Source organism: Nocardia sp. 852002-51101_SCH5132738 (genome assembly GCF_001665695.1).
Classification (GTDB): Bacteria; Actinomycetota; Actinomycetes; order Mycobacteriales; family Mycobacteriaceae; genus Nocardia; species Nocardia nova.
In genome coordinates, this window is sequence record NZ_LZML01000104.1 from 79,049 (window position 1) to 96,418 (window position 17,370).

Below are 17,370 nucleotides of genomic sequence, written 5' to 3' on the forward strand. Positions count from 1 at the left end.
GAAGGTGACAGATCGATTCATGTCCGATGACGACACCGCCAAGGACAAGGCGAACAACGATGCCGAGTCGACCGAGAAGGTCGACGCGGCGCAAGACAGCACCGCCGCGGACGCAACGGTCAAGTTCGAGTCGGACTCGTCGGTTGCTGCCGCCAAGGGTGCCGATACCGCGAAGGCCGCCGACGCCGCGAAGGCCGCCGACGCGGACGAAACGGTGAAGCTCCGGACCGCGGGCCCGACCTCGGCCGATGCGCCGGCCGTCGAGTCGGCGGCCCCGGCGCCGGCGAGCGCCCCTGCCTCCGGGAAGAGCACTCCGTGGGTTCCGATCGTTGCGGCCTTCGCCGCCGGTGTGCTGCTGGTGGCCGCGGTCACCGCGGTGGTGGTCTTCTATCTGAAGGCCGACAATCGCGAGGATCAGCTCTCCGCACGAGATGACTCGACCAAGGCGGCGTGCGATTTCGGCAAGGCCGTGGCCAGCTACGACTCGAAGGATCTCGACGCCTACTTCAAGAGCGTCAACGACCTCTCGACGGGTGAGTGGGGCAAGTTCTTCAGCGGCGCCTCGGACACGCTGAAGCAGGCCATGGTCAGCGTGCAGGCCAAGTCGAAGCTGGACGAGATCCACTGCGCGTGGGAGTCCGGCAACGACAGCCAGGCCAACGTGGTGCTGGTGATCACCCAGGAGCAGACCAACCAGGCAGTCCCGCAGCCGGACAAGCTGACCATCCCGGGCGTCGCCCAGATGGAGAAGCACGACGGTAAGTGGCTGGTCGCGAAGTTCGACTCGCCGGTCACCAAGGGAATGGGCCCGTCCGGTCCGGCTCCGGGTGCGCCGCAGGCGGCCCCGGGTACCAGCCCGCAGGCCAACGGCGGGGCGCAGCCCGCACCGGCTCCGCAGCCGGGTAACTGAATCCGGTTACAGCACAACACTTTCCGGCCCCGCGACAGTTTCCGTCGCGGGGCCGGAACTCGTCCGGCGGGAGTTCCGGCGGTGGTGGACACGGCAGGGTCCGGGCGGCCGAGGTGCAGCAACCGGGCGCCTCCGGCGGTGGGCCGACCCACCACCGGGGATCCCAGCTCAGACAGGGTATTTACCCGGTTGTGGGCACATTTTGGGCACCCTGCCCGTAGGCGTTGTGGATGTTCTCGGCGACCGCGTCCAAGTCGGTATCGAACAGGTCCGCATACGTCTTGAGCGTGAGCGCCGGATTCGTGTGCCCAAGCATCCGCGCCAGCGCGAGAACGTTCGCGCCCGTGGACACAGCCAGACTCGCGCAGGTGTGGCGCAAGTCGTGCGGCGTAATCCGTTGCACCCCAGATCGTTTCACTGCGCCGATGAACCACCCATCGGATGACTTCGGGCGCGGTAGGTAGTCGGTGCCATTGCCGAACACCAGATCGTCGCGGCCGCGACCCTTGCACTGCACCGAGAGTTCCTCGAGCACGAATTTCGCCACCGGTACCGATCGCGCCACGCGCCCCTTCGTCGGCCCTTCCTCGTGCTCAACACCCATCTGCACGGCATTGGAGTGCACGGCCAACCGGCGGCGCAGGAAATCGACGTCCCTCACGCGCAACGCGATCGCCTCACCCCACCTCACCCCGGTATAGGCCAACACCAGCACCAAGACGCGATGCCGTCCCGCCTCGTCGGCAAGCTTCATCACGTCGCCGGCAGTGAGATAGATGCGGCGCTTCGACGTCTTGCTCGGAAGATTATCGACGCCGCGCGCCGGATTCGACCGAAGCCGCTTCGCCTTCACCGCGCCGTCCAGAATCCCGGCCAGAATCCCATGCAAACGGATGATCATCGTTGTCGAGAGTTCTGCGGTCCGTAGCTCCGAAATCCAGTCCTCGACGTCGACCAAGTCGATATCGGCGATCCGCACGGAACCCCAGCGTAGTTGCACGTGGATCCGCCAGCCCGATTCGATGGTCCGATAGTTCGACTTCGCCACGCTGGACTTCTTGTGCTCGAGCCAGCTCGGCGCCAGCTCGGCAATCGTCACTCGGCCAAGCGACGGCGCCACGTAGTCACCGGACATCTTCTGGACCTCGACCGTGGCGCTGAACCGTTCGGCGTCGAGCTTCCGCCGAAACCCGCGCTTCTTCGTCTGCCGACCGCTGGGCATCCGGTAGCGGACCATCCAACGCTTGCCAGACTTCGTTTCGTACCCCTCAACGGTTGCCATCGGATGCCCCCCGGCTTGCGGCAACTTGAGCGGCAAACTGCTCATTCAGCGCAGCGCGCTCCCACTTCGGTGCCGATCGCAGAAGAGTTACCGCCTGGCCCAACATTGATGCATCGCTCGGGGCGTCTGAAAAGAGGACCTGCTCAGAGCGGAGCCACTGCCAGACCGCAATAGCCGGTGCGCCTGCACCCTTCTCCCCGAGAACCATGCCGGTCAATTCCACTGTGTCCCTGCTGGTTTCGGTGTCGGGCATCAGCAAGGCGGGCGGCGTGACTCGCAATGCGATCGCCAGTGCGGTCAGGTCATCAGGCGACACCTTGCGCTGCTTGTTTTCGATGCGTCGGATAGCCACCGGCGAGAGCGACCAGCCCCCTTCTCTCATGCGGTCGGACACGTCTGTGTAGCTCATGTTCAGCTCGCCCCTGAGTCGGGCGACGTTCTCCGCGACCGCCGTTGCCGTAGGTCCGTACTCGGGTTCCTTGCCTGCCATGACTGGCAGAGTACCGGCAAAGTTTGACGGTTCATAGACCGACATTGACAGTACGGGATCGAACGTGCTTTCGTTGTAACTGGATAGTCGTTGTATGACATCCGACTGTCAAACTTTGATAGGAGAAGGAAGTGGCAGAAGAGGTCGACTCGAGACTGACCGCCTCGGAACTAAGCGACCGATGGGGAGGCCGGCCGAGCGTCGGGACGCTGCGCCAGTGGCGGTACCTCGGCAAAGGCCCCGACTACATCAGGGCAGGCCGGAATGTGCTCTATCCGCTGTCCAGCGTGCTCGCGTTTGAACGCGCAAACACCATCACCTGTTCGGGGGCCGCCTGATGCGCAAGTCCGAAGACGAAAGCGACCCGGCAGCGGCGCCCACCGCTCCCGGGTCGATCGAAACCCCTACCTCGCAACTGAAGAAGGTCTCATGAACACGGTAACAAACCCGGCCCAACCCAGCATCGGGAACTACACCCGGCTCATCACCGGTCGCATCCTGCGCGCCACGCAGCACTCCGACATGTCGCTTGTCGACCTCGCCAAGGCCGCCAACATGGACGTCCACGACCTCGCCGCCTCACTCTGCGGACATCGCGGTCTCTACCTGAACGAGACCGTAATGCTCGGGATGGCGCTGGGCATCGGCTTCGCCGAACTCTTCTCCTCGCGGGAGGACCAGTGAGCACCGGAACTGCCCCGCTGGACATCGTCGGTGTCCGGGTGGCCGATCCCATCGGCGACATCGCACGCGATGGCGAGTGGGTCAACATCGGCACTCTCGTTCAGCGAGAGGACGTGGAGGTCATTCCTCGCCGGGATGCTTCCGCCGCCCACCTCGAGCGACTGACCGCCGCAGCTGTTCAGGTGTGGATGCACGGACGCGGCGTACTCGGTTGCTGGGTGCATCACCCCCGTCTCGGCTGGGTTGTCGACGTGATTGTGCGTGACCCGGAAGGCGCCGCGGAACGCTGCGAGAGCGCCGGAAGGTACTGCCTCGCGGGGGGTGTGCGGTGAGCGCGATCAACGAACAGTTGCACCGCCGTGCGGCCGCCGCTCGTCGCCTGCCCGGCGGTGACCCGTGGCCGCGAACGGTCCGCGAATTGGACCTCAGCACCCATCAGCTTTCGGCGTGGTCGAGCGCGGTCAATCACATTGCGAGCGATGGGGTTTGCCCGATCGTTCCGCGTGAAGTCCTTGAACTCCTCTGGCAGCGCGGCGGCGCCGATCGCGAGCTCGCGGAGCAAATCCACGAGAGAGGAGGGGCCGCTGCATGAGTGAGATTCGCGGGGCCGACGACGTGAAGCGAGTGGTTGCCAGGCACGCGGACGCCGAGGGGGCCGATAACTTGTCGGCCCCCTTCGGGGTGCCGCTACCTCCACACTGCGAGGTTCACGGCTCTTACAAGCCCGGCTGTCCTCAGTGCTTTGTCGAATACAGCAAGGTCTACGGTCCTCAAGCCGCTCGGCAGTTCGAGGGCGAACAGCTGTACGGCGGCCCTGGGGACGTCACGGACGACGCCGAAGAAGAAGACGAAGGGGTCGAAGAATTCCTGCGACCCCGCGTGTGGCGAGCCAAGGACCTCGAGGCCGGGCGCCAAATCGACTGGCTGGCAGCCAACCGCCTACCGCTCGCGGCCGCCTGCTACATGCTCGGCCCCGAGGGTATCGGCAAGTCGCTATGGACAATCTGGCTCGTCTCGCTGCTGACGACTGGAAAACCTTTCCCTGGCTTCGGGATTCCCATGCGTGAGCCGAGCGTGGTTGTCCTGGTGCTCACCGAGGACGACTGGTCGACTGTCGCGCGGCCGCGCCTCGAGGTTGCCGGCGCGGACCTCGATTACGTGCGGGTGATCTGCGCCGAGCGTGACGGCTCCGGCGCACCAAGCTTCCCGCGGGATATGGACATCGTTCTGGATGCGTGCGAAGAAGCGACCCTCGTTGTGGTCGATGCGTGGGCGGACACCCTGCCCGGAAGCCTGTCGGTCAAGGATCCCCAGCACGCCCGCCGGGCCTTGCACCCATGGAAGGAACTCGCCACCCGCACAGGGGTATCGGTGCTGTTGACCGGTCACACCAACCGCGAACGCGGCGGCAACGTCAGAAACGCGTACGGGCTGTCCGGTGAGATCCGCAAGAAAGCGCGCATGACGATTCTCGCGCAGCCGGACCCGGACGAGGACGGCGTTCTTGTAATCGGCCCGGAGAAAACGAATCTGACCGCACCGGTACCAGCATCACGGTTCCGGATCGAGTCGGTCCCGTTCTTCGACGCCACCGACGTCAGCGACGGCACCGTCCCGCGATTGGTGTGGATCGGAGACGCACAGCAATCGGCCCGAGACTTCTACGCCGATTCCGCGGCCGCCGAGAACGGCGACGGCACCGAGGACCGCAACGAAGTAGACGACTGGCTCCGAGACTTCCTCGGGCAAGGCAGTCAGCAAGCGAACGAGATCTACCGCGCCGCCGACGCAAACGGATTCAGCAAGGACCAGATCAAGCGCGCGAAGAAGCGCGTCGGTGCGAAAGCTGAGCGGCCGATGAACCCCGGGCCGTGGTTCTGGAGCCTGCCCGCCGACATAGGGAGCAGGGAGCAGTGAGCACCCCCTGTCCGTACACAGCGCTCCCTGCGCTCCCTGCGCTCCCTGTGAGGTCAGACGGGGTGCAGCAGGGAGCAGAAGACACCAGGGAGCAGGGAGCACGGAGACGGGTACACCGCGCACCCTGCCCCACCGACCGCCCAGAATTGGAGAGCCCACTATGACGCCGGAATCGCCGTGGGGAAAGCCCTACAACGAACCATTCGACCTCGCCACCCCCGTCACCGGCTGGCGAATAGAGGCAATCGAGTTCTTCGGCGAATACCCGTACCTGCAATGGTGCCTGCCCCAACGATCGTGGAGCCCACGGGCGCGCTGCGTCGTGCATCAGTACTTGCACACCTCGCCACCGCACGCCGGATGCAGTTGCGGATACCGCATAGTGCGCGACCTGGCCACGCTCACCGAGTACTGGCAACGCACCTCAGCCACAGTCGCCGCAGCGGCCAAGGCCCAGAACTGCTGGATGCTCACCAATTCGCCGGCACTCGTCCGCGTCGAAGCCGCAGGCCGCGCCCAAACCTACGACACCGAACACAACCTCACACGGCACAACTGCCTATCCGTCGCGTTCATCCGCGCGATCCCCGGCCATCCGATCTACACACCGGCCGCCGAACACGCCGAACTACTGAGCCGCATGTACCGAACCGACGTCATCGTCGTGGATCCCGACACCTTCCCCGCGATCCCCGGCGCGGAACCCTGAGCAGGGGACGCGGAGGGGGAAGAAGGGGGCCGATCGAATCTGCGGCCAAATCAGAAAAAAACCGTCGGGCTAGGCCAAGACGCACGCCCCCAGTAAATCGAAACAGTGTTTTTTGCGACGAAAGTAGGTTCGAAGTGGCCGGAAACTGCCGGAAGTGCAACCGAGTCCTCGAAGATGCTCCGGGGCGCCCCCGGGTGTGGTGCTCGATGGGCTGTAAACGCGCTGCACAGCGTGAAATTCGACGCCTCGACTCTCTGCTGTTGAAATTCGAGCAGGGCCGATGGACAGACGCCCTGAACGGGAACCACAGCCCGCGCCGGGACCAGGTGATAGCCGAGATGGAGGCGCGGTTGAAGGTACTGCTCGAGGCGAACGGAGACGACGATGAGTGAGCCCTCGATTAGTTCGTGGGTGGCCGAAAGTCTGATTGATCAGCTGATGGCGGTGGTCAATTCGCGTGAATTTCCGCCGTCCCTCGCGGCGCAGAACCGGATCGTGATCCTGGCGGGTATGGCGGCCGCCGAATATGTCGACTCGCCCGATCCCTCGCTGTCGTCGGTGGTCGAAGTAGGCCGCGCGGCCGTGGATCTATTCGTGCATTGCGTGCCCGAGGATTCGAAGGCTGTGACCGCGGCGGCGGATCGGTTGCGCGAGGCCGCACAGTTTCACTTCGCTCTGCGTGACGTGTCATAATTCTTCTACGGACAACAACTGAATTCGCTGATTGATCACCCGCCGAACACCCGGCGGGTCGGCCACCCGCTTAGTAGCCCGTTCCCATGCCGCGCCGTATGGCCCCGCTGAGGGAACCGCCGAAACCCCGGTGAGCCGCCCGCCCGCTTAGTAGGCCGCTGATGGTCGCATCTCCTCTTCGCGCCGTTTCTACCGTGCGCGTCATTCCGTCTACCCTCCGCGCCTTGTGCTGTCCGTCCGCGGGCGCGGCATTCAGGAGATCACTGTGAATCGCCAACAGCTCGTTGCGCGTGCGAACGAGATCGCAGCGCAGATCAAGAGCATTGAGACCGACGCCTCCCTTACCGGGGTGCAGAAGCAAGCGATGCTCGAGGCCCTGGCGCCCCGCATGAATGCGCATACCGCCGAGATGCGCCGCTACCAACAGACCCAGGCATTCGCCGCGAAGATGCGCGGCGCAGCCGACGACATATCGGTAACCGACACCGTCCACCTGCCCCACCCGAGCACCGGAGACACCCCTATGTCCACTCTCGCCAGCATGTCCCGCAAGTCCCTGGTTCGGTTGCCGAGCATCGGGGAGATTCCGGAGACCGCGTTCAAGCAGATGATTGCGGCCGCCAAGAGCCGCCAGAATTTCCGGTTCGAGGTGCCCCTCAAGAGCGCCGGCGGGACCTTCCAAGACGGCGTCGTAACCAAGAACCCGAACGTGGAAAACGGGTTCGGCCTGCCGTCACTGTTGCAGCCCGGATTGACTCGGAATCTGCCGTATGACCCGACGAACGTGTGGGACCTGTTCAACAGCACTGCGGTTACCGGACCTTCGATCGAGTACTACTCGCATGACTCGAATGTCGGTGCTCCGGCCGCCACGGCTGAGGGCGGGTTGATGACCGATCTCGGCATGACGTGGACGCCGCATACCGTGGCACCGACGAAGATCACCGCTCTGGCGAGCGCTTCCTACGAGCTCCTGTCGGATGCGTCCTGGATTACGCAGTACATCAACCAGGAATTGCAGCGGGCGATGACGGATGCGATCAACAGCCAAATCATCGCAGGTAACGGCACGGCCCCCAACATGCTGGGTATCGAGAGCCAGACGGGCACGCTGACGCACGACCATTCCGCCGACGCGTCTGGCACCACGGCGATTGACGCTGTCCTGCTCGCGGCGAACGCGTTGCGCACGGGGCCTGCCTTCGTTGACCCGAATCTGCTGATCCTGAATCCTTCGGACTGGGAGGCGATTCGGCAGCTCAAGGACGGTTATGGCCGGTACCTGCTGAATCCGGTTCCGACCGAGCAGGAGGTGTGGAGCCTGTTCGGTATCCGGGTGGCGATCTCGACCAAGCTCACTGCCGGCACGGGCATTCTGATGAACAGCGACGCCGCGATTCTGGGATTCATCCGGGAAGCGCTGGTGATCGAATCGACGATGTACGGCAGCTCGTACGTGTCGGGTAGCCCGGTCGACAACTTCTCGCACGATTACGTGACGTTCCGTGCGCGGACTCGTCTGGCGTACGGCGTGATGCGGCCGAAGGCTATCTGCCTAATCACCAACCTGTAAGGTCATACCCGTGGGTTAGAAGTTGGCAGCGGCCACACCGGATTTCGGGTCGGTGTGGCCGCTGTCGTTTACATCCACTTCCCGGCGCCGGGAAACGTTCGTGGCGCCGCGAAGGTTCGCCGAAACGTCCCCTTTTTCAGGGTTGCCCCTGAGAAGGCTTCGATTCGACCGGCCAGCGCGCGAACGACAGCCGCGGAGTGACGGTTTCGACGTCGCAGACGCACATCACCGCGTGCAGCGTGAGAATGCCGATGTGATCGGTTGAGGGCGTGATCACCGCATCGGCATCGGCCGCGCGCGCCTGGTCGGCAAGCGGGATCCTGCTGTCTTCCGGCGGCCATACGAGTACGTAGCCGAGATGCCTTGCCAACCGGCGAACTTGCGCCAAATCCCAATCCAGCGCTTGCGATTCCGGGTGTACGTAGCCGAGCGCGATCATGACGCCGTTTCTCACGGGCGCTCGTCCTGGCGCTGAGGGGCAGGTTTTTCGGTGATCGCCGCAGAACCGCGGGGCGGGACGAATAGCAGTGCGCCCGTGAGTACGACCAGCGCCACGCCGAGCAGAGCAAGAATCACCATCACGCGCACCCCTCGCTGTCCGTTGGAAGGGTCACCGGCGCCGAAGGTTTCGGGGCACACCCCGGCGCCGGGACCACTATTTAGGCTGCTCGAGACCTCAACGTGATGGAACGGGGTTAGCGTTTGCACATGTTCGCAGAACGGGAAGTGACGGGGCCTCTCCTACGCGAGCTCCGCGTCATCGCCGATGTAGGTCTACGCCAGATGGCAGCCCGAACCCACTTCAGCGCTTCCTATCTATCGCAGATCGAGACCGGGCACCGGCCGGTCCCTCCCGGCGTGGCTGAGGCATATCGGCGGGTACTCGGCGCCGACCCGGTAGTCGGCAAGCTCGCCACCGCGGCCGCCGACTCCGCCTCCGCGGGCGTGAGCGACGTTGCCGATATCCTGGCGCGCACCCGTCGCCTCGAGGACCGATTGGGCGCGGGTGCGGTGGCTCCCGTGGTGCGCGGACTCGACAGCATCGCGCGAAGTCTGGACTTCACGCTGGCCTCCGAGGTGGCACGCTACCGGGGTTGGCTCGAGCACGCGATCGGCCGGCGGGCACTCGCAGACAAGGTGCTACAGGATGCCGCCGAGCTGGCGCAGGACGGACCGCAGCGGGCACACGCACTCTCGTTCCGGTCGCTCACCGCGCGGCATGACGGAGACCTGCGCAAGGCCCTGGCGCTCGCCGATGCGTCCCTCGCCGAGGACGGTGTACACCCAGCGATTCGAGCGTTTGATCGGTACTGGCGGGCCGAATTGCTGGCGCGACTCGGTGAACGCCGCGCCGCCGCAAAAGAACTGGCCCCAGATCCGCCGGAGAGCAACGAACTCCCCCCGGGTGGGTACTGGTACACCCCCGGCTTCCTCGCGGTGCAGCGTGGCTTGGTTCTCAGCTGTATGGGCCGCCAGGACGACGGGGTCGACGAGGCTACGCGCGGATTGGCAGAGATGCCGGACGCCCATCGGGGCACAGACTGGCTGAACACAATGCTTGCCCAGGTAGCTCCCGGACTCCGCGACGAGATCCCCATGTAGCGCATCATCTTGTCGGCGCCGACAAACTGATCGACCTGCGACTTTGCGGGATCCCGCAATCTCGCCGACCGCTTCAGTACTGGCCCTGTGGGCACATTTTGGGCACAACACAGCGAGATTCGGCGTGATTTTGCGTGATCCAGAGTGATGTCAGAATTTGAATATCCGCAGATCAGCCCCTATATGCCCTGGACCGGGCGCCTCCGGCGGTGGGCCGACCCACCACCGCCGGAAGCCATTCAGGTGGTCTGACGCGTGCCCGGTCAGAAAAGGGTGAGGGCGTCCGCGGTTTCGGCTGTCGCGCGGCCGCGTTTGGGCCGGGACGCCGGCTTGTCGGTGACGACGACCGTCAGCGGCGTCGTCGCGGCGGTGTCGGACATCGTCTCGGTGACTGCGGCGGGGGGCCGCACCGCGGTCGGCAACGGCGGGAGATCGTCGATACCGTTCGGCGTCGCATCGGCCCGGCCCGCGGCGGCGCGGGCGGCCTCACCGGCGAGCTTGTCGGCCTGTTCGTTGTAGTAGTTGCCCACGTGCCCGCGCACCCAGCGGAACCGCACCGGCCCCGGGCGAGTGGCGATCGCGTGATCGATCCACTGGACGAGCTCCACATTCTTCACCGCGCTGCCGGTGGCGGTGCGCCAGCCGTTGAGCCGCCAGCTCGGTAGCCATTCCGACGCGCATTTGATCGCGTACAGCGAATCGCTCTCGATGAACAGCGGTTCGGGACCGGGATGCGCCCGAATCGCCTCCAGAACCGCGCGTAGCTCCGCCACCTGGTTGGTGCCGGAGGCCGCGCCGGCGCTGGCCGAACTGCCCTGATGATTGACCCACGCCCAGCCGATGGCGCCGCCGGGATTGCGCAGGCAGGATCCGTCGGTGCTCACGATGATCATGACCGGTACCCTACGCAATCCGGCCGACAAGATCCGTGCCGTGGAATTCTTCGATTTCCCTGCGCAATTGCGTTTCGCTGCGCCGCACCGCCGCCTGGGCCAGCGCATCGATGGCCTTGGCGGCCGGACGGGCCAGCCAGCCGCGCGCCGGCGAATAGTCGGCCTCCGAGGTCAGCACCGACCGGCCGTAGCCGAGCGGATCGAATCGCAGCGTCAGTGTGGCGAGCGCGGGTGCGGGTTCGAGGTCCTGCGACGACGCGGCGGGGTCCTGCGCAGGCGCCACCTTCCCCGGCCGGCGCCTGCGCAGGGTGTACCCGATGACCGCGTTGCGGCGGTATTCGGTGATCTCACAGTCGACCGTGGGATGCCACAGCCCGAGCCGGAACGTCGCCGCGTAGACCGCACCCGGTCCGTGGCCGGCCTCGCCGACCGGTTCGAACGCTGCGATGCCGAACATCCAATCCGGGACGAACAGATGGTTGTCGGTGTACGTGAATGCGACCTCCACCGGAGCCCCGACGTCGCTCGCGTACCTGATGTGGCCCATAGGCCCTCCCTGTTCCACGCTTGCCACAAAAGTACTACAGAATTCCTTTTTATTAAACGGTTACCGGGGAATAACGTGCGCTCCGCACGTCGAGTGGCGGATAACCGCTGACAAGGACAAATGCGGCAAACGACCAGTACGTTTCGAGTGTGCTCGACGGGAGCGGGCACAGACGACAACCGGCCAGGCACCTTGACGGTACCCGGCCGGGAGGGTGTCGAAACGCTATGCCAGCGTGGAATCCGGTGGCGCTGTGGTCAACCCGGCTGCCGCGGTGGGTGAACCGGCTGCCGCCGTGGTCGCCGGGCCCACCGTCGGTTCCGTCGAATCGGTGCCGGCCGGGTCCGCGGGGATCTGCTGTGGATGGTGCGACGGCATTGGAGCCGGCCGCGCGTGCCGCTGGACCTGAACGTCGTGGCGGCCAAGGAGCGGATCGCTCATCGCGACGCTGAACTCACCACTGTGCACGTCGACGTCGGTACGGAATTCGGTCACCGCATTCGGCGCGGCGCCCGGCCGCTGATCCGGGGAGCCGTTCGCGCCCAGTGCCGACGGCACATTCGTGTCGACGGTGACGGCGAACGAATGCTGTTGTGTCCTGGACAGATTCGCCCCGACGTAGGTTTCGCCGGTGAGGTTCAGGCGGCCCCCGACGCCGCCGGGACCGGTTGTCGCCGAGGATGTTTCGGTATTCGGTGAGCGGTCCGCCGATTCGGGCACGAGACGTGCCGGCGTCGCCGCGGCGTCGGCCGCGAAGGCGGGCAGGCGGCGTGAGGCCGCGGCCGCCTCCCACGAACCGGTGGTGGCCGGGCCGGTGTTCGACGACGTGTCGGATTGGCGGGTGTCGGGCGCCGGGACGAGCGTGTCGCCTCGCTCGCCGGAGCCGATGACGGCCGGTAGGCCCGCGCCGCCGATCTGGTTGACGACATAGGTTCCGGCGGCGACGGTCAGGCCGATACTCGCCATTCCGGCGAGCACGACAGCGGTGTATTGCAGAATTTGGCCGGTGGACCGGGACTGCGCGGACTGAGCCATAGCGGTGCGTCCTTCCCTCTCCCCTGGTTCCCCTCGTGGCCGACCCGCACCGTTGAAAGTCGTACGCACGTCCAGGTTACTGCCTGGCGCAAGGGATTCCGAGGCCTGCGGTCAAGATCACAACAGCGGGCGTAGCGGCGTGAAAACCGCTGTTCACCCCAGTCGGTCGGTGCCGGTACGCCGCCGGCCACCGAGCGGTGCGAAGGTTTGCGCCGGATCGACGCCGGGTAACCCGAGAAAGCTGGCGAGCGTCAACTTCGAGCTGCGATCTCGAAGTCCTCCGGCCAACGGCGTCCGGTCGGCCACAAGCACGTCGCAACCTGAGTCGGCGCTCGCCCGCTCGAACCGGAACTTTTCAGGCGAATTGGCCGGCCTCGCGCCCCGATCCCGGGGGCCCGGCGAAGGCCTGTGCGATCGTCAGCCACTGCGCGGCGTCGGTTCCCGTCGCCGTCAACGGCAGATCGTCGCGATGCCGGCGCTGCGTCACCAGCAGGCAGAAGTCCAATGCCGAACCATTCACTCGTTGCGCGGCATCCTCGGGACCCCAGCTCCAGATCGACCCGTCCGGTGCCGTGAGCTCGACTCGGAACGGTTCCGCGGGGGCCTGGCGGCCGTGCACGGTATAGGCGAAATCGCGGGTCCGGACGCCGATATGCGCGATATTGCGCAGGCGCGCCGTCGGGGTCCGCACCGCGCCCAGCGCATCGGCGACGTCCTGACCATGGGCCCAGGTCTCCATCAACCGCGCGCTCACCATCGACATCGGGCTCATCGGCGGTCCGAACCAGGGCAACTTCGTGCCCGCGGGCACCGCGCGCAGCGCCTTGGCCAGACCGGCCCGACCCCGCCGCCACCGCGCGAGCAGTTCGGGCGCCGGTGTGGTCGCCACCTCGGCGGCCGCGTCGTCGACGAAGGTCGCGATCTTCGCGGTCGCCTCGCGCAGCAACTCGGCGAACGCCTCGGCATCGGTCGCCGCGATCGTCGACACCTCGTCGGTCCAGGTCAGATGGGCGATCTGATGGGCGATGGTCCATCCTGGGGCCGGTGTCTCCCGCGCCCAGCCGGCCGGATCCAGTGGCGCGACCAGCCGGTCCAGGTCCGCGCATTCGGCCTCGAAGTCGTCGAGCAGCGCCTCTAGGTCAGCCATGACCGAAAGCATGGCAACGCCCCGAAAAAAATGCAAGCATGCGTGCTTGTTTGTCACCAGCCGAAGATCAGCAGGTGCACGCCGCCCACTAGCAGGCCCAGTGCCGCGCCGTGCAGATAGAGCAGCCAGGCGTCCTGTTCGACCGAGGCGTAGAACATCTCCATGAACTCACCGGGCGTGAGCTGCTTGAGTTTCCGCGCCGCGAATTCGTCGATCTTCTTGGCCTGGTCCAAGGCGAAGGCCTCGTCCTGCACCAGGCTCGGCGCCAGGCTCACCGCGGCCCCGGCGGCGCCGACCTGCAGGTTGTCGAACTGCCGCGCACCGAAGGCGGCGCGCACGACCGAGCGCGTGGGTCCCAGCTGGGCGCGGATCTCGTCGGCGATCAGATGCTCCACGAGCTGACGGGTCTTGTCCCCGTTGGGTCCGTCCAGCAGTTCCGCCGCCAGATTCGGCAGGGTCAGCACCTGATAGGCCAGAATCTGGGCGAGGTCGTCGGCGGCCTGCGGTTGCCGCTTGGCCAGCAGTGCCTGCCGCCAGAGGTATTTGTAGCGCGGCTGTGGATCGCCGGGCTCGAACACCATCTTGATGGCGATCATGTTCACCAGCACGCCGATGGTGGCGGCCGCGGCCAGTACCACCAGCCATCCCGGGATCCAGCCGATCACCGGAATGTCGGAGTGGACATGCATGTACAGCGCCAGCAGGACGCCGAACGGGGCGCCGAGCAGGCCGATCCGCACCATGAACCGCAGCTCCGGCGCGGCGATCGTGGTGGTCAGATCCTTGAGGATCTCCGGATTGGCCTGCAGATAGCGGATGACGAAACTCTTGATGTCGATGAGGTGGTCGACATTGTCACCGAGTTGCTCGAATCCGCGCCGGCACAGTTTCGGCAGTTCGCGGTCGATGCGCTGGTAGAGAATCTGTTTCGCCGGGCGCGGTACGGCTCGCCACAGTTCCGGATTCTCGCGGTACATCACATCGTCGACGATCTGCTGCAACTGTTCGTGCGCGCGGTCGGCGATGTAGTCGGCGATACCTTCCAGATCGAGTTCGTGGATGAAATCGCGCGGGCTGCCGATCCGCATGATTGCCATATCCACGCAGATGCTGGCCATCTTCTCCGCGCGAGCGGGGATGAAGCCTTGGAAACCGAGTTGTCTACCGTCGCCGGAAAACGTCGGCAGCACCTGCACCCGGCGTGGGAAATAGGGGTACAGCACCTTCAGTCCCGGAATCCGGACGCCGCGAAATTGCAACGGCCAGAACAACATCAGCACGCCGGTCCAGTTGGTGAGCCAGCCGGCCACCGCGCTGAAGATCGGGAAGGTGATCAGGTCCACGACGAATTTGGACTGTCCGGTCAGTTGTTCCCAGTCGATGAACACACCGCCGGCGACTACCGCCATCGTGGATCCCCCTTGCGCCGTGCGGACTTGCGAGTTGACTGGGTCCCCACATTCTCACCGGGGCCAGACGGTGTCAATGCGGCGGGGCGGCACTTGCCCTGGTCGGCGGGGCAAACGCACCCCGTTCAGGGGCGCAGGACGAGTCGAATCGGATTGCCCTGTTTGGTTTCCAGCGCCCGCACCGCGTCCGGTGCTTGCGAGAGCGGCAGCACCGCGCTGACCGAGCGGGCGAGATCGAGACGATGCAGCCGCCGCAGCGTCACCAGTTCGGTGACGTGTTCGGGCTGCGAGCCGTAGTGTCCACGCAATTGCTGCTGGAAGAAGCTGAAACCGATGCCCCCGGTGATCGTGATCGGTTTGTCGGTCAGGCCGACCAGAACCAGTCGCCCACCCGGTCCCAAGCAGGTGACGGCCTGTTCGCGCACCGCCGCCACGCCGGCGAAATCGAAGGCGGCCGCCAAGCCGGCGCCCCCGGTCGCGGCGAAAATCTGTGCTCGCAGTTCGGGATCGGCCGGATCGAAGGCCAGATCCGCACCGAAACCGAGCGCCCGTTCCCGTGCCGCCGGCAGCGGATCCACCGCCACGATCGGCGCCGCACCGACCATGCGCAGCAATTGCACCCCGTGGGCGCCGAGGCCGCCCACACCCCAGACGCCGACCGGCTCGGCGGGCCGTACCTGGGCGGTCGCCGTGATCGCGGCCCACGGCGTGGAGACCGCGTCGGGGATGAAGCAGGCCTGCTCGAAGGGCAGATCGTCGGGAATGGGTACGAGGGTGTCGACCCGGGCCAGGGTGTATTCCGCCCACCCGCCGTCGTAGTCGACTCCGCGGGTGAACACCGCGCCGCCGCGTCGTTCGCCGGCCTGCAGCAGCACCCGATCTCCGACCTTCGCGCCCGTCACATCCGGCCCGAGAGCGTGGACGGTCCCCGCGACCTCGTGGCCGAGTGTCACCACGTCACCGGAGAGCATCACCGGGGTCAGCGTCCCGTCGATGAGATGGACATCGGACAGGCAGACCCCTGCCGCTTCGACCTTGACCAGGACGTGGTCGGGGCCCGGCTCCGGCGTCGGCACGTCATCCAGTTCCAGTCGGCGCTGTGGTCCCAGGTGAAGGCGTGCGGCCAGCATGTCGGGCTACTCCTCTGGATCGGGCGGGCGGACCCGCGGGCCCGGTCGAGTATCGCACCGTCATCGCGGTTCCGTTCGGCAGGACTGCGGGCGCCCGGGCGACGCTCCGGGGTTCGGGGATTGTGTGGGACTGTGAGTCCCATATATCCTCGAAGGACCACACCTGCTGAGTGTCGACCGCCGTCGGGGCCGCGCCTCGGCGGATGGGAGCTAGGAGGCCCGATGAGCCACACTGCGAAGCCCGCTCGCCGGGCCGAACGGGTGCGGGGGTCCCGCAGAGCACAGGAGACATCGATGACGCTGTCGAAATCCGTTCGTACCGACATATTCGGCCCGGACTACCGAGAAATGCTGGCGATCCTGTCCGACGGATCCGTCCATCGCAATTTCGACCCCTATCTCGATATCGATTGGGATTCACCGGAGTTGGCGATCGATCCCGACGATCCGAGATGGGTGCTCTCGCCGGAGCTCGACCCGCTCGGCGGAACCGACTGGTACAGGTCGTTGCCGCTGGAGCGCAGGATCGAGATCGGAAAGTGGCGCACGGCCAACGTGATCAAGGTCGGCGCCGCCTTCGAGAGCATTCTCATCCGCGGCATGATGCAGTACATCATGAAGCTCCCCAACGGATCTCCGGAGTTTCGCTACTGCCTGCACGAGATGACCGAAGAGTGCAATCACATCCAGATGTTCCAGGAGCTGATCAACCGGATCGGCGTGGACGTCCCGGGGATGCGCCCGCTGTTCCGCGCGCTGTCGCCCTTCATCGGCGTGGCCGGCGGCTACGCGCACGCCATCCTGTTCATCGGCATTCTCGGTGGTGAGGAGCCGATCGACCACTATCAGAAGGCGATCATCCGGGAGGGCGAGGCGATGCCCCCCGCGGTGCTGCGCACCATGCAGATCCACATCGCCGAGGAGGCCCGGCACATCTCCTTCGCCGGCGAGTTCCTGAAGGCGCATATCGAGCGGATGAGCCCGTTCGGTAAAGCCATGTGCGCCTTGGCGTTTCCGATCACGATGCGCTGGCTGGCCGGTGAGATCATGGCGCCCCCGCGCTCGTTCGCGAAGGAATTCGACATTCCGCGCGAGGTCATCCGGGAGGCGTTCTGGGATGCCCCGCACGCACGGCGGATCCTGTCCGGCTACTTCGGCGATATGCGCAAACTCGCCGACGAACTGGGGTTGATGAATCCGGTGACCCGCAAGCTGTGGTCGCTGTTGCACGTCGACGGCGAACCGTCGCGGTATCGCGGGGAGCCCGAGCGGCGCAACGCGGCGGCCGCGATGGCGGACAGGTTGCCTGTGGTCGGCTCCCTCGTCGGCTGGTTGGCGGCCTGACCTGC

21 protein-coding genes are annotated in these 17,370 nt (G+C 65.8%); 11 read left to right on the forward strand and 10 right to left on the reverse strand.

What is annotated here, in order from left to right; genetic code table 11:
• Positions 1–19 precede the first annotated feature (19 nt).
• Positions 20–910 carry a hypothetical protein gene (locus A5789_RS14515; RefSeq protein ID WP_064906263.1) on the forward strand — a complete coding sequence of 297 codons (891 nt, stop codon included), beginning with the start codon at positions 20–22 and terminating at the stop codon, positions 908–910.
• A 181-nt stretch (positions 911–1,091) separates the two neighbouring features.
• Here the strand turns inward: A5789_RS14515 and A5789_RS14520 are convergent, their stop codons facing one another.
• Both A5789_RS14520 and A5789_RS14525 read right to left on the reverse strand, forming a co-directional pair.
• Complete coding sequence (locus tag A5789_RS14520) at positions 1,092–2,192, reverse strand: site-specific integrase (protein ID WP_064927262.1); 1,101 nt, start codon at positions 2,190–2,192, stop codon at positions 1,092–1,094.
• On the reverse strand, positions 2,179–2,682 hold the full coding sequence (locus tag A5789_RS14525) for a helix-turn-helix domain-containing protein (RefSeq protein ID WP_156773007.1): 504 nt from the start codon (positions 2,680–2,682) through the stop codon (positions 2,179–2,181). The genes A5789_RS14520 and A5789_RS14525 overlap by 14 nt, the downstream gene beginning before the upstream one ends.
• Positions 2,683–2,813: 131 nt before the next feature.
• Between A5789_RS14525 and A5789_RS35625 the strand changes: the two genes are divergently transcribed.
• The 8 genes from A5789_RS35625 to A5789_RS14560 all read left to right on the forward strand — a co-directional run bounded on the left by A5789_RS35625 (position 2,814) and on the right by A5789_RS14560 (position 8,258).
• On the forward strand, positions 2,814–3,020 hold the full coding sequence (locus tag A5789_RS35625) for a hypothetical protein (RefSeq protein WP_082940715.1): 207 nt from the start codon (positions 2,814–2,816) through the stop codon (positions 3,018–3,020).
• 91 nt (positions 3,021–3,111) lie between these two features.
• Positions 3,112–3,366 carry a hypothetical protein gene (locus A5789_RS14530; protein WP_064927266.1) on the forward strand — a complete coding sequence of 85 codons (255 nt, stop codon included), beginning with the start codon at positions 3,112–3,114 and terminating at the stop codon, positions 3,364–3,366.
• Complete coding sequence (locus A5789_RS14535; protein WP_064927268.1) at positions 3,363–3,698, forward strand: hypothetical protein; 336 nt, start codon at positions 3,363–3,365, stop codon at positions 3,696–3,698. The genes A5789_RS14530 and A5789_RS14535 overlap by 4 nt, the downstream gene beginning before the upstream one ends.
• On the forward strand, positions 3,695–3,958 hold the full coding sequence (locus A5789_RS36590; RefSeq protein WP_156773008.1) for a hypothetical protein: 264 nt from the start codon (positions 3,695–3,697) through the stop codon (positions 3,956–3,958). Before A5789_RS14535 ends, A5789_RS36590 begins: the two co-directional genes overlap by 4 nt.
• Positions 3,955–5,283: an AAA family ATPase gene (locus tag A5789_RS35630; RefSeq protein ID WP_082940716.1), complete on the forward strand. Its 1,329-nt coding sequence runs from the start codon at positions 3,955–3,957 to the stop codon at positions 5,281–5,283. Before A5789_RS36590 ends, A5789_RS35630 begins: the two co-directional genes overlap by 4 nt.
• A gap of 160 nt (positions 5,284–5,443) precedes the next feature.
• Positions 5,444–5,992, forward strand: a complete 549-nt coding sequence (locus A5789_RS14550; RefSeq protein WP_064927274.1) for a hypothetical protein — start codon at positions 5,444–5,446, stop codon at positions 5,990–5,992.
• Between the two features lie 384 nt (positions 5,993–6,376).
• Positions 6,377–6,685, forward strand: coding sequence for a hypothetical protein (locus A5789_RS14555; protein ID WP_156773009.1), 309 nt, complete (start codon positions 6,377–6,379; stop codon positions 6,683–6,685).
• Between the two features lie 265 nt (positions 6,686–6,950).
• Positions 6,951–8,258, forward strand: a complete 1,308-nt coding sequence (locus A5789_RS14560; protein ID WP_197516610.1) for a phage major capsid protein — start codon at positions 6,951–6,953, stop codon at positions 8,256–8,258.
• Between the two features lie 136 nt (positions 8,259–8,394).
• Here A5789_RS14560 and A5789_RS14565 read toward each other — a convergent pair whose 3' ends face one another.
• Together A5789_RS14565 and A5789_RS38270 are read right to left on the reverse strand one after the other, a co-directional pair.
• Positions 8,395–8,712, reverse strand: coding sequence for a hypothetical protein (locus A5789_RS14565; protein ID WP_231956644.1), 318 nt, complete (start codon positions 8,710–8,712; stop codon positions 8,395–8,397).
• The gene (locus A5789_RS38270; RefSeq protein ID WP_255404291.1) at positions 8,709–8,837 is read right to left on the reverse strand and encodes a hypothetical protein; all 129 of its coding nucleotides are present in this window, start codon (positions 8,835–8,837) and stop codon (positions 8,709–8,711) included. Before A5789_RS38270 ends, A5789_RS14565 begins: the two co-directional genes overlap by 4 nt.
• Positions 8,838–8,966: 129 nt before the next feature.
• Between A5789_RS38270 and A5789_RS14570 the strand changes: the two genes are divergently transcribed.
• On the forward strand, positions 8,967–9,860 hold the full coding sequence (locus A5789_RS14570) for a helix-turn-helix domain-containing protein (protein WP_064927281.1): 894 nt from the start codon (positions 8,967–8,969) through the stop codon (positions 9,858–9,860).
• 263 nt (positions 9,861–10,123) lie between these two features.
• Here A5789_RS14570 and A5789_RS14575 read toward each other — a convergent pair whose 3' ends face one another.
• The 6 genes from A5789_RS14575 to A5789_RS14600 all read right to left on the reverse strand — a co-directional run bounded on the left by A5789_RS14575 (position 10,124) and on the right by A5789_RS14600 (position 16,021).
• Positions 10,124–10,753 (reverse strand): ribonuclease H, encoded by a 630-nt coding sequence (locus tag A5789_RS14575; RefSeq protein WP_063017400.1) that lies wholly within the window; start codon positions 10,751–10,753, stop codon positions 10,124–10,126.
• Positions 10,754–10,763: 10 nt separating this feature from the next.
• Entirely contained in the window at positions 10,764–11,300 is a 537-nt protein-coding gene (locus A5789_RS14580; RefSeq protein WP_064906287.1) for an SRPBCC family protein, read from the reverse strand.
• Between the two features lie 225 nt (positions 11,301–11,525).
• The gene (locus tag A5789_RS14585; protein ID WP_064906289.1) at positions 11,526–12,335 is read right to left on the reverse strand and encodes a hypothetical protein; all 810 of its coding nucleotides are present in this window, start codon (positions 12,333–12,335) and stop codon (positions 11,526–11,528) included.
• 355 nt (positions 12,336–12,690) lie between these two features.
• A complete protein-coding gene (locus tag A5789_RS14590) occupies positions 12,691–13,482 on the reverse strand; it encodes a TIGR03084 family metal-binding protein (protein WP_064906377.1) in 792 nt (263 codons plus the stop codon).
• A gap of 53 nt (positions 13,483–13,535) precedes the next feature.
• On the reverse strand, positions 13,536–14,891 hold the full coding sequence (locus A5789_RS14595) for a hypothetical protein (protein WP_064906291.1): 1,356 nt from the start codon (positions 14,889–14,891) through the stop codon (positions 13,536–13,538).
• A 125-nt stretch (positions 14,892–15,016) separates the two neighbouring features.
• Positions 15,017–16,021: a zinc-binding dehydrogenase gene (locus tag A5789_RS14600; protein WP_030514094.1), complete on the reverse strand. Its 1,005-nt coding sequence runs from the start codon at positions 16,019–16,021 to the stop codon at positions 15,017–15,019.
• A 294-nt stretch (positions 16,022–16,315) separates the two neighbouring features.
• Here A5789_RS14600 and A5789_RS14605 point away from each other — a divergent pair, with 294 nt between their 5' ends.
• The gene (locus A5789_RS14605; RefSeq protein ID WP_064906293.1) at positions 16,316–17,365 is read left to right on the forward strand and encodes a diiron oxygenase; all 1,050 of its coding nucleotides are present in this window, start codon (positions 16,316–16,318) and stop codon (positions 17,363–17,365) included.
• The last annotated feature ends 5 nt before the right edge of the window (positions 17,366–17,370 follow it).

What these genes read in the sequence shown, in the direction of transcription:
- A5789_RS14515 (WP_064906263.1), top strand. Translation starts at nt 20, where the DNA reads ATGTCCGATGACGACACCGCCAAGGACAAGGCGAACAACGATGCCGAG.
- A5789_RS14595 (WP_064906291.1), bottom strand. Translation starts at nt 14,891, where the DNA reads ATGGCGGTAGTCGCCGGCGGTGTGTTCATCGACTGGGAACAACTGACC.
- A5789_RS14525 (WP_156773007.1), bottom strand. Translation starts at nt 2,682, where the DNA reads ATGGCAGGCAAGGAACCCGAGTACGGACCTACGGCAACGGCGGTCGCG.
- A5789_RS14580 (WP_064906287.1), bottom strand. Translation starts at nt 11,300, where the DNA reads ATGGGCCACATCAGGTACGCGAGCGACGTCGGGGCTCCGGTGGAGGTC.
- A5789_RS14520 (WP_064927262.1), bottom strand. Translation starts at nt 2,192, where the DNA reads ATGGCAACCGTTGAGGGGTACGAAACGAAGTCTGGCAAGCGTTGGATG.
- A5789_RS14590 (WP_064906377.1), bottom strand. Translation starts at nt 13,482, where the DNA reads ATGGCTGACCTAGAGGCGCTGCTCGACGACTTCGAGGCCGAATGCGCG.
- A5789_RS14575 (WP_063017400.1), bottom strand. Translation starts at nt 10,753, where the DNA reads ATGATCATCGTGAGCACCGACGGATCCTGCCTGCGCAATCCCGGCGGC.
- A5789_RS14530 (WP_064927266.1), top strand. Translation starts at nt 3,112, where the DNA reads ATGAACACGGTAACAAACCCGGCCCAACCCAGCATCGGGAACTACACC.
- A5789_RS14550 (WP_064927274.1), top strand. Translation starts at nt 5,444, where the DNA reads ATGACGCCGGAATCGCCGTGGGGAAAGCCCTACAACGAACCATTCGAC.
- A5789_RS14585 (WP_064906289.1), bottom strand. Translation starts at nt 12,335, where the DNA reads ATGGCTCAGTCCGCGCAGTCCCGGTCCACCGGCCAAATTCTGCAATAC.
- A5789_RS14570 (WP_064927281.1), top strand. Translation starts at nt 8,967, where the DNA reads ATGTTCGCAGAACGGGAAGTGACGGGGCCTCTCCTACGCGAGCTCCGC.
- A5789_RS35630 (WP_082940716.1), top strand. Translation starts at nt 3,955, where the DNA reads ATGAGTGAGATTCGCGGGGCCGACGACGTGAAGCGAGTGGTTGCCAGG.
- A5789_RS14600 (WP_030514094.1), bottom strand. Translation starts at nt 16,021, where the DNA reads ATGCTGGCCGCACGCCTTCACCTGGGACCACAGCGCCGACTGGAACTG.
- A5789_RS14555 (WP_156773009.1), top strand. Translation starts at nt 6,377, where the DNA reads ATGAGTGAGCCCTCGATTAGTTCGTGGGTGGCCGAAAGTCTGATTGAT.
- A5789_RS14605 (WP_064906293.1), top strand. Translation starts at nt 16,316, where the DNA reads ATGACGCTGTCGAAATCCGTTCGTACCGACATATTCGGCCCGGACTAC.
- A5789_RS38270 (WP_255404291.1), bottom strand. Translation starts at nt 8,837, where the DNA reads ATGGTGATTCTTGCTCTGCTCGGCGTGGCGCTGGTCGTACTCACGGGC.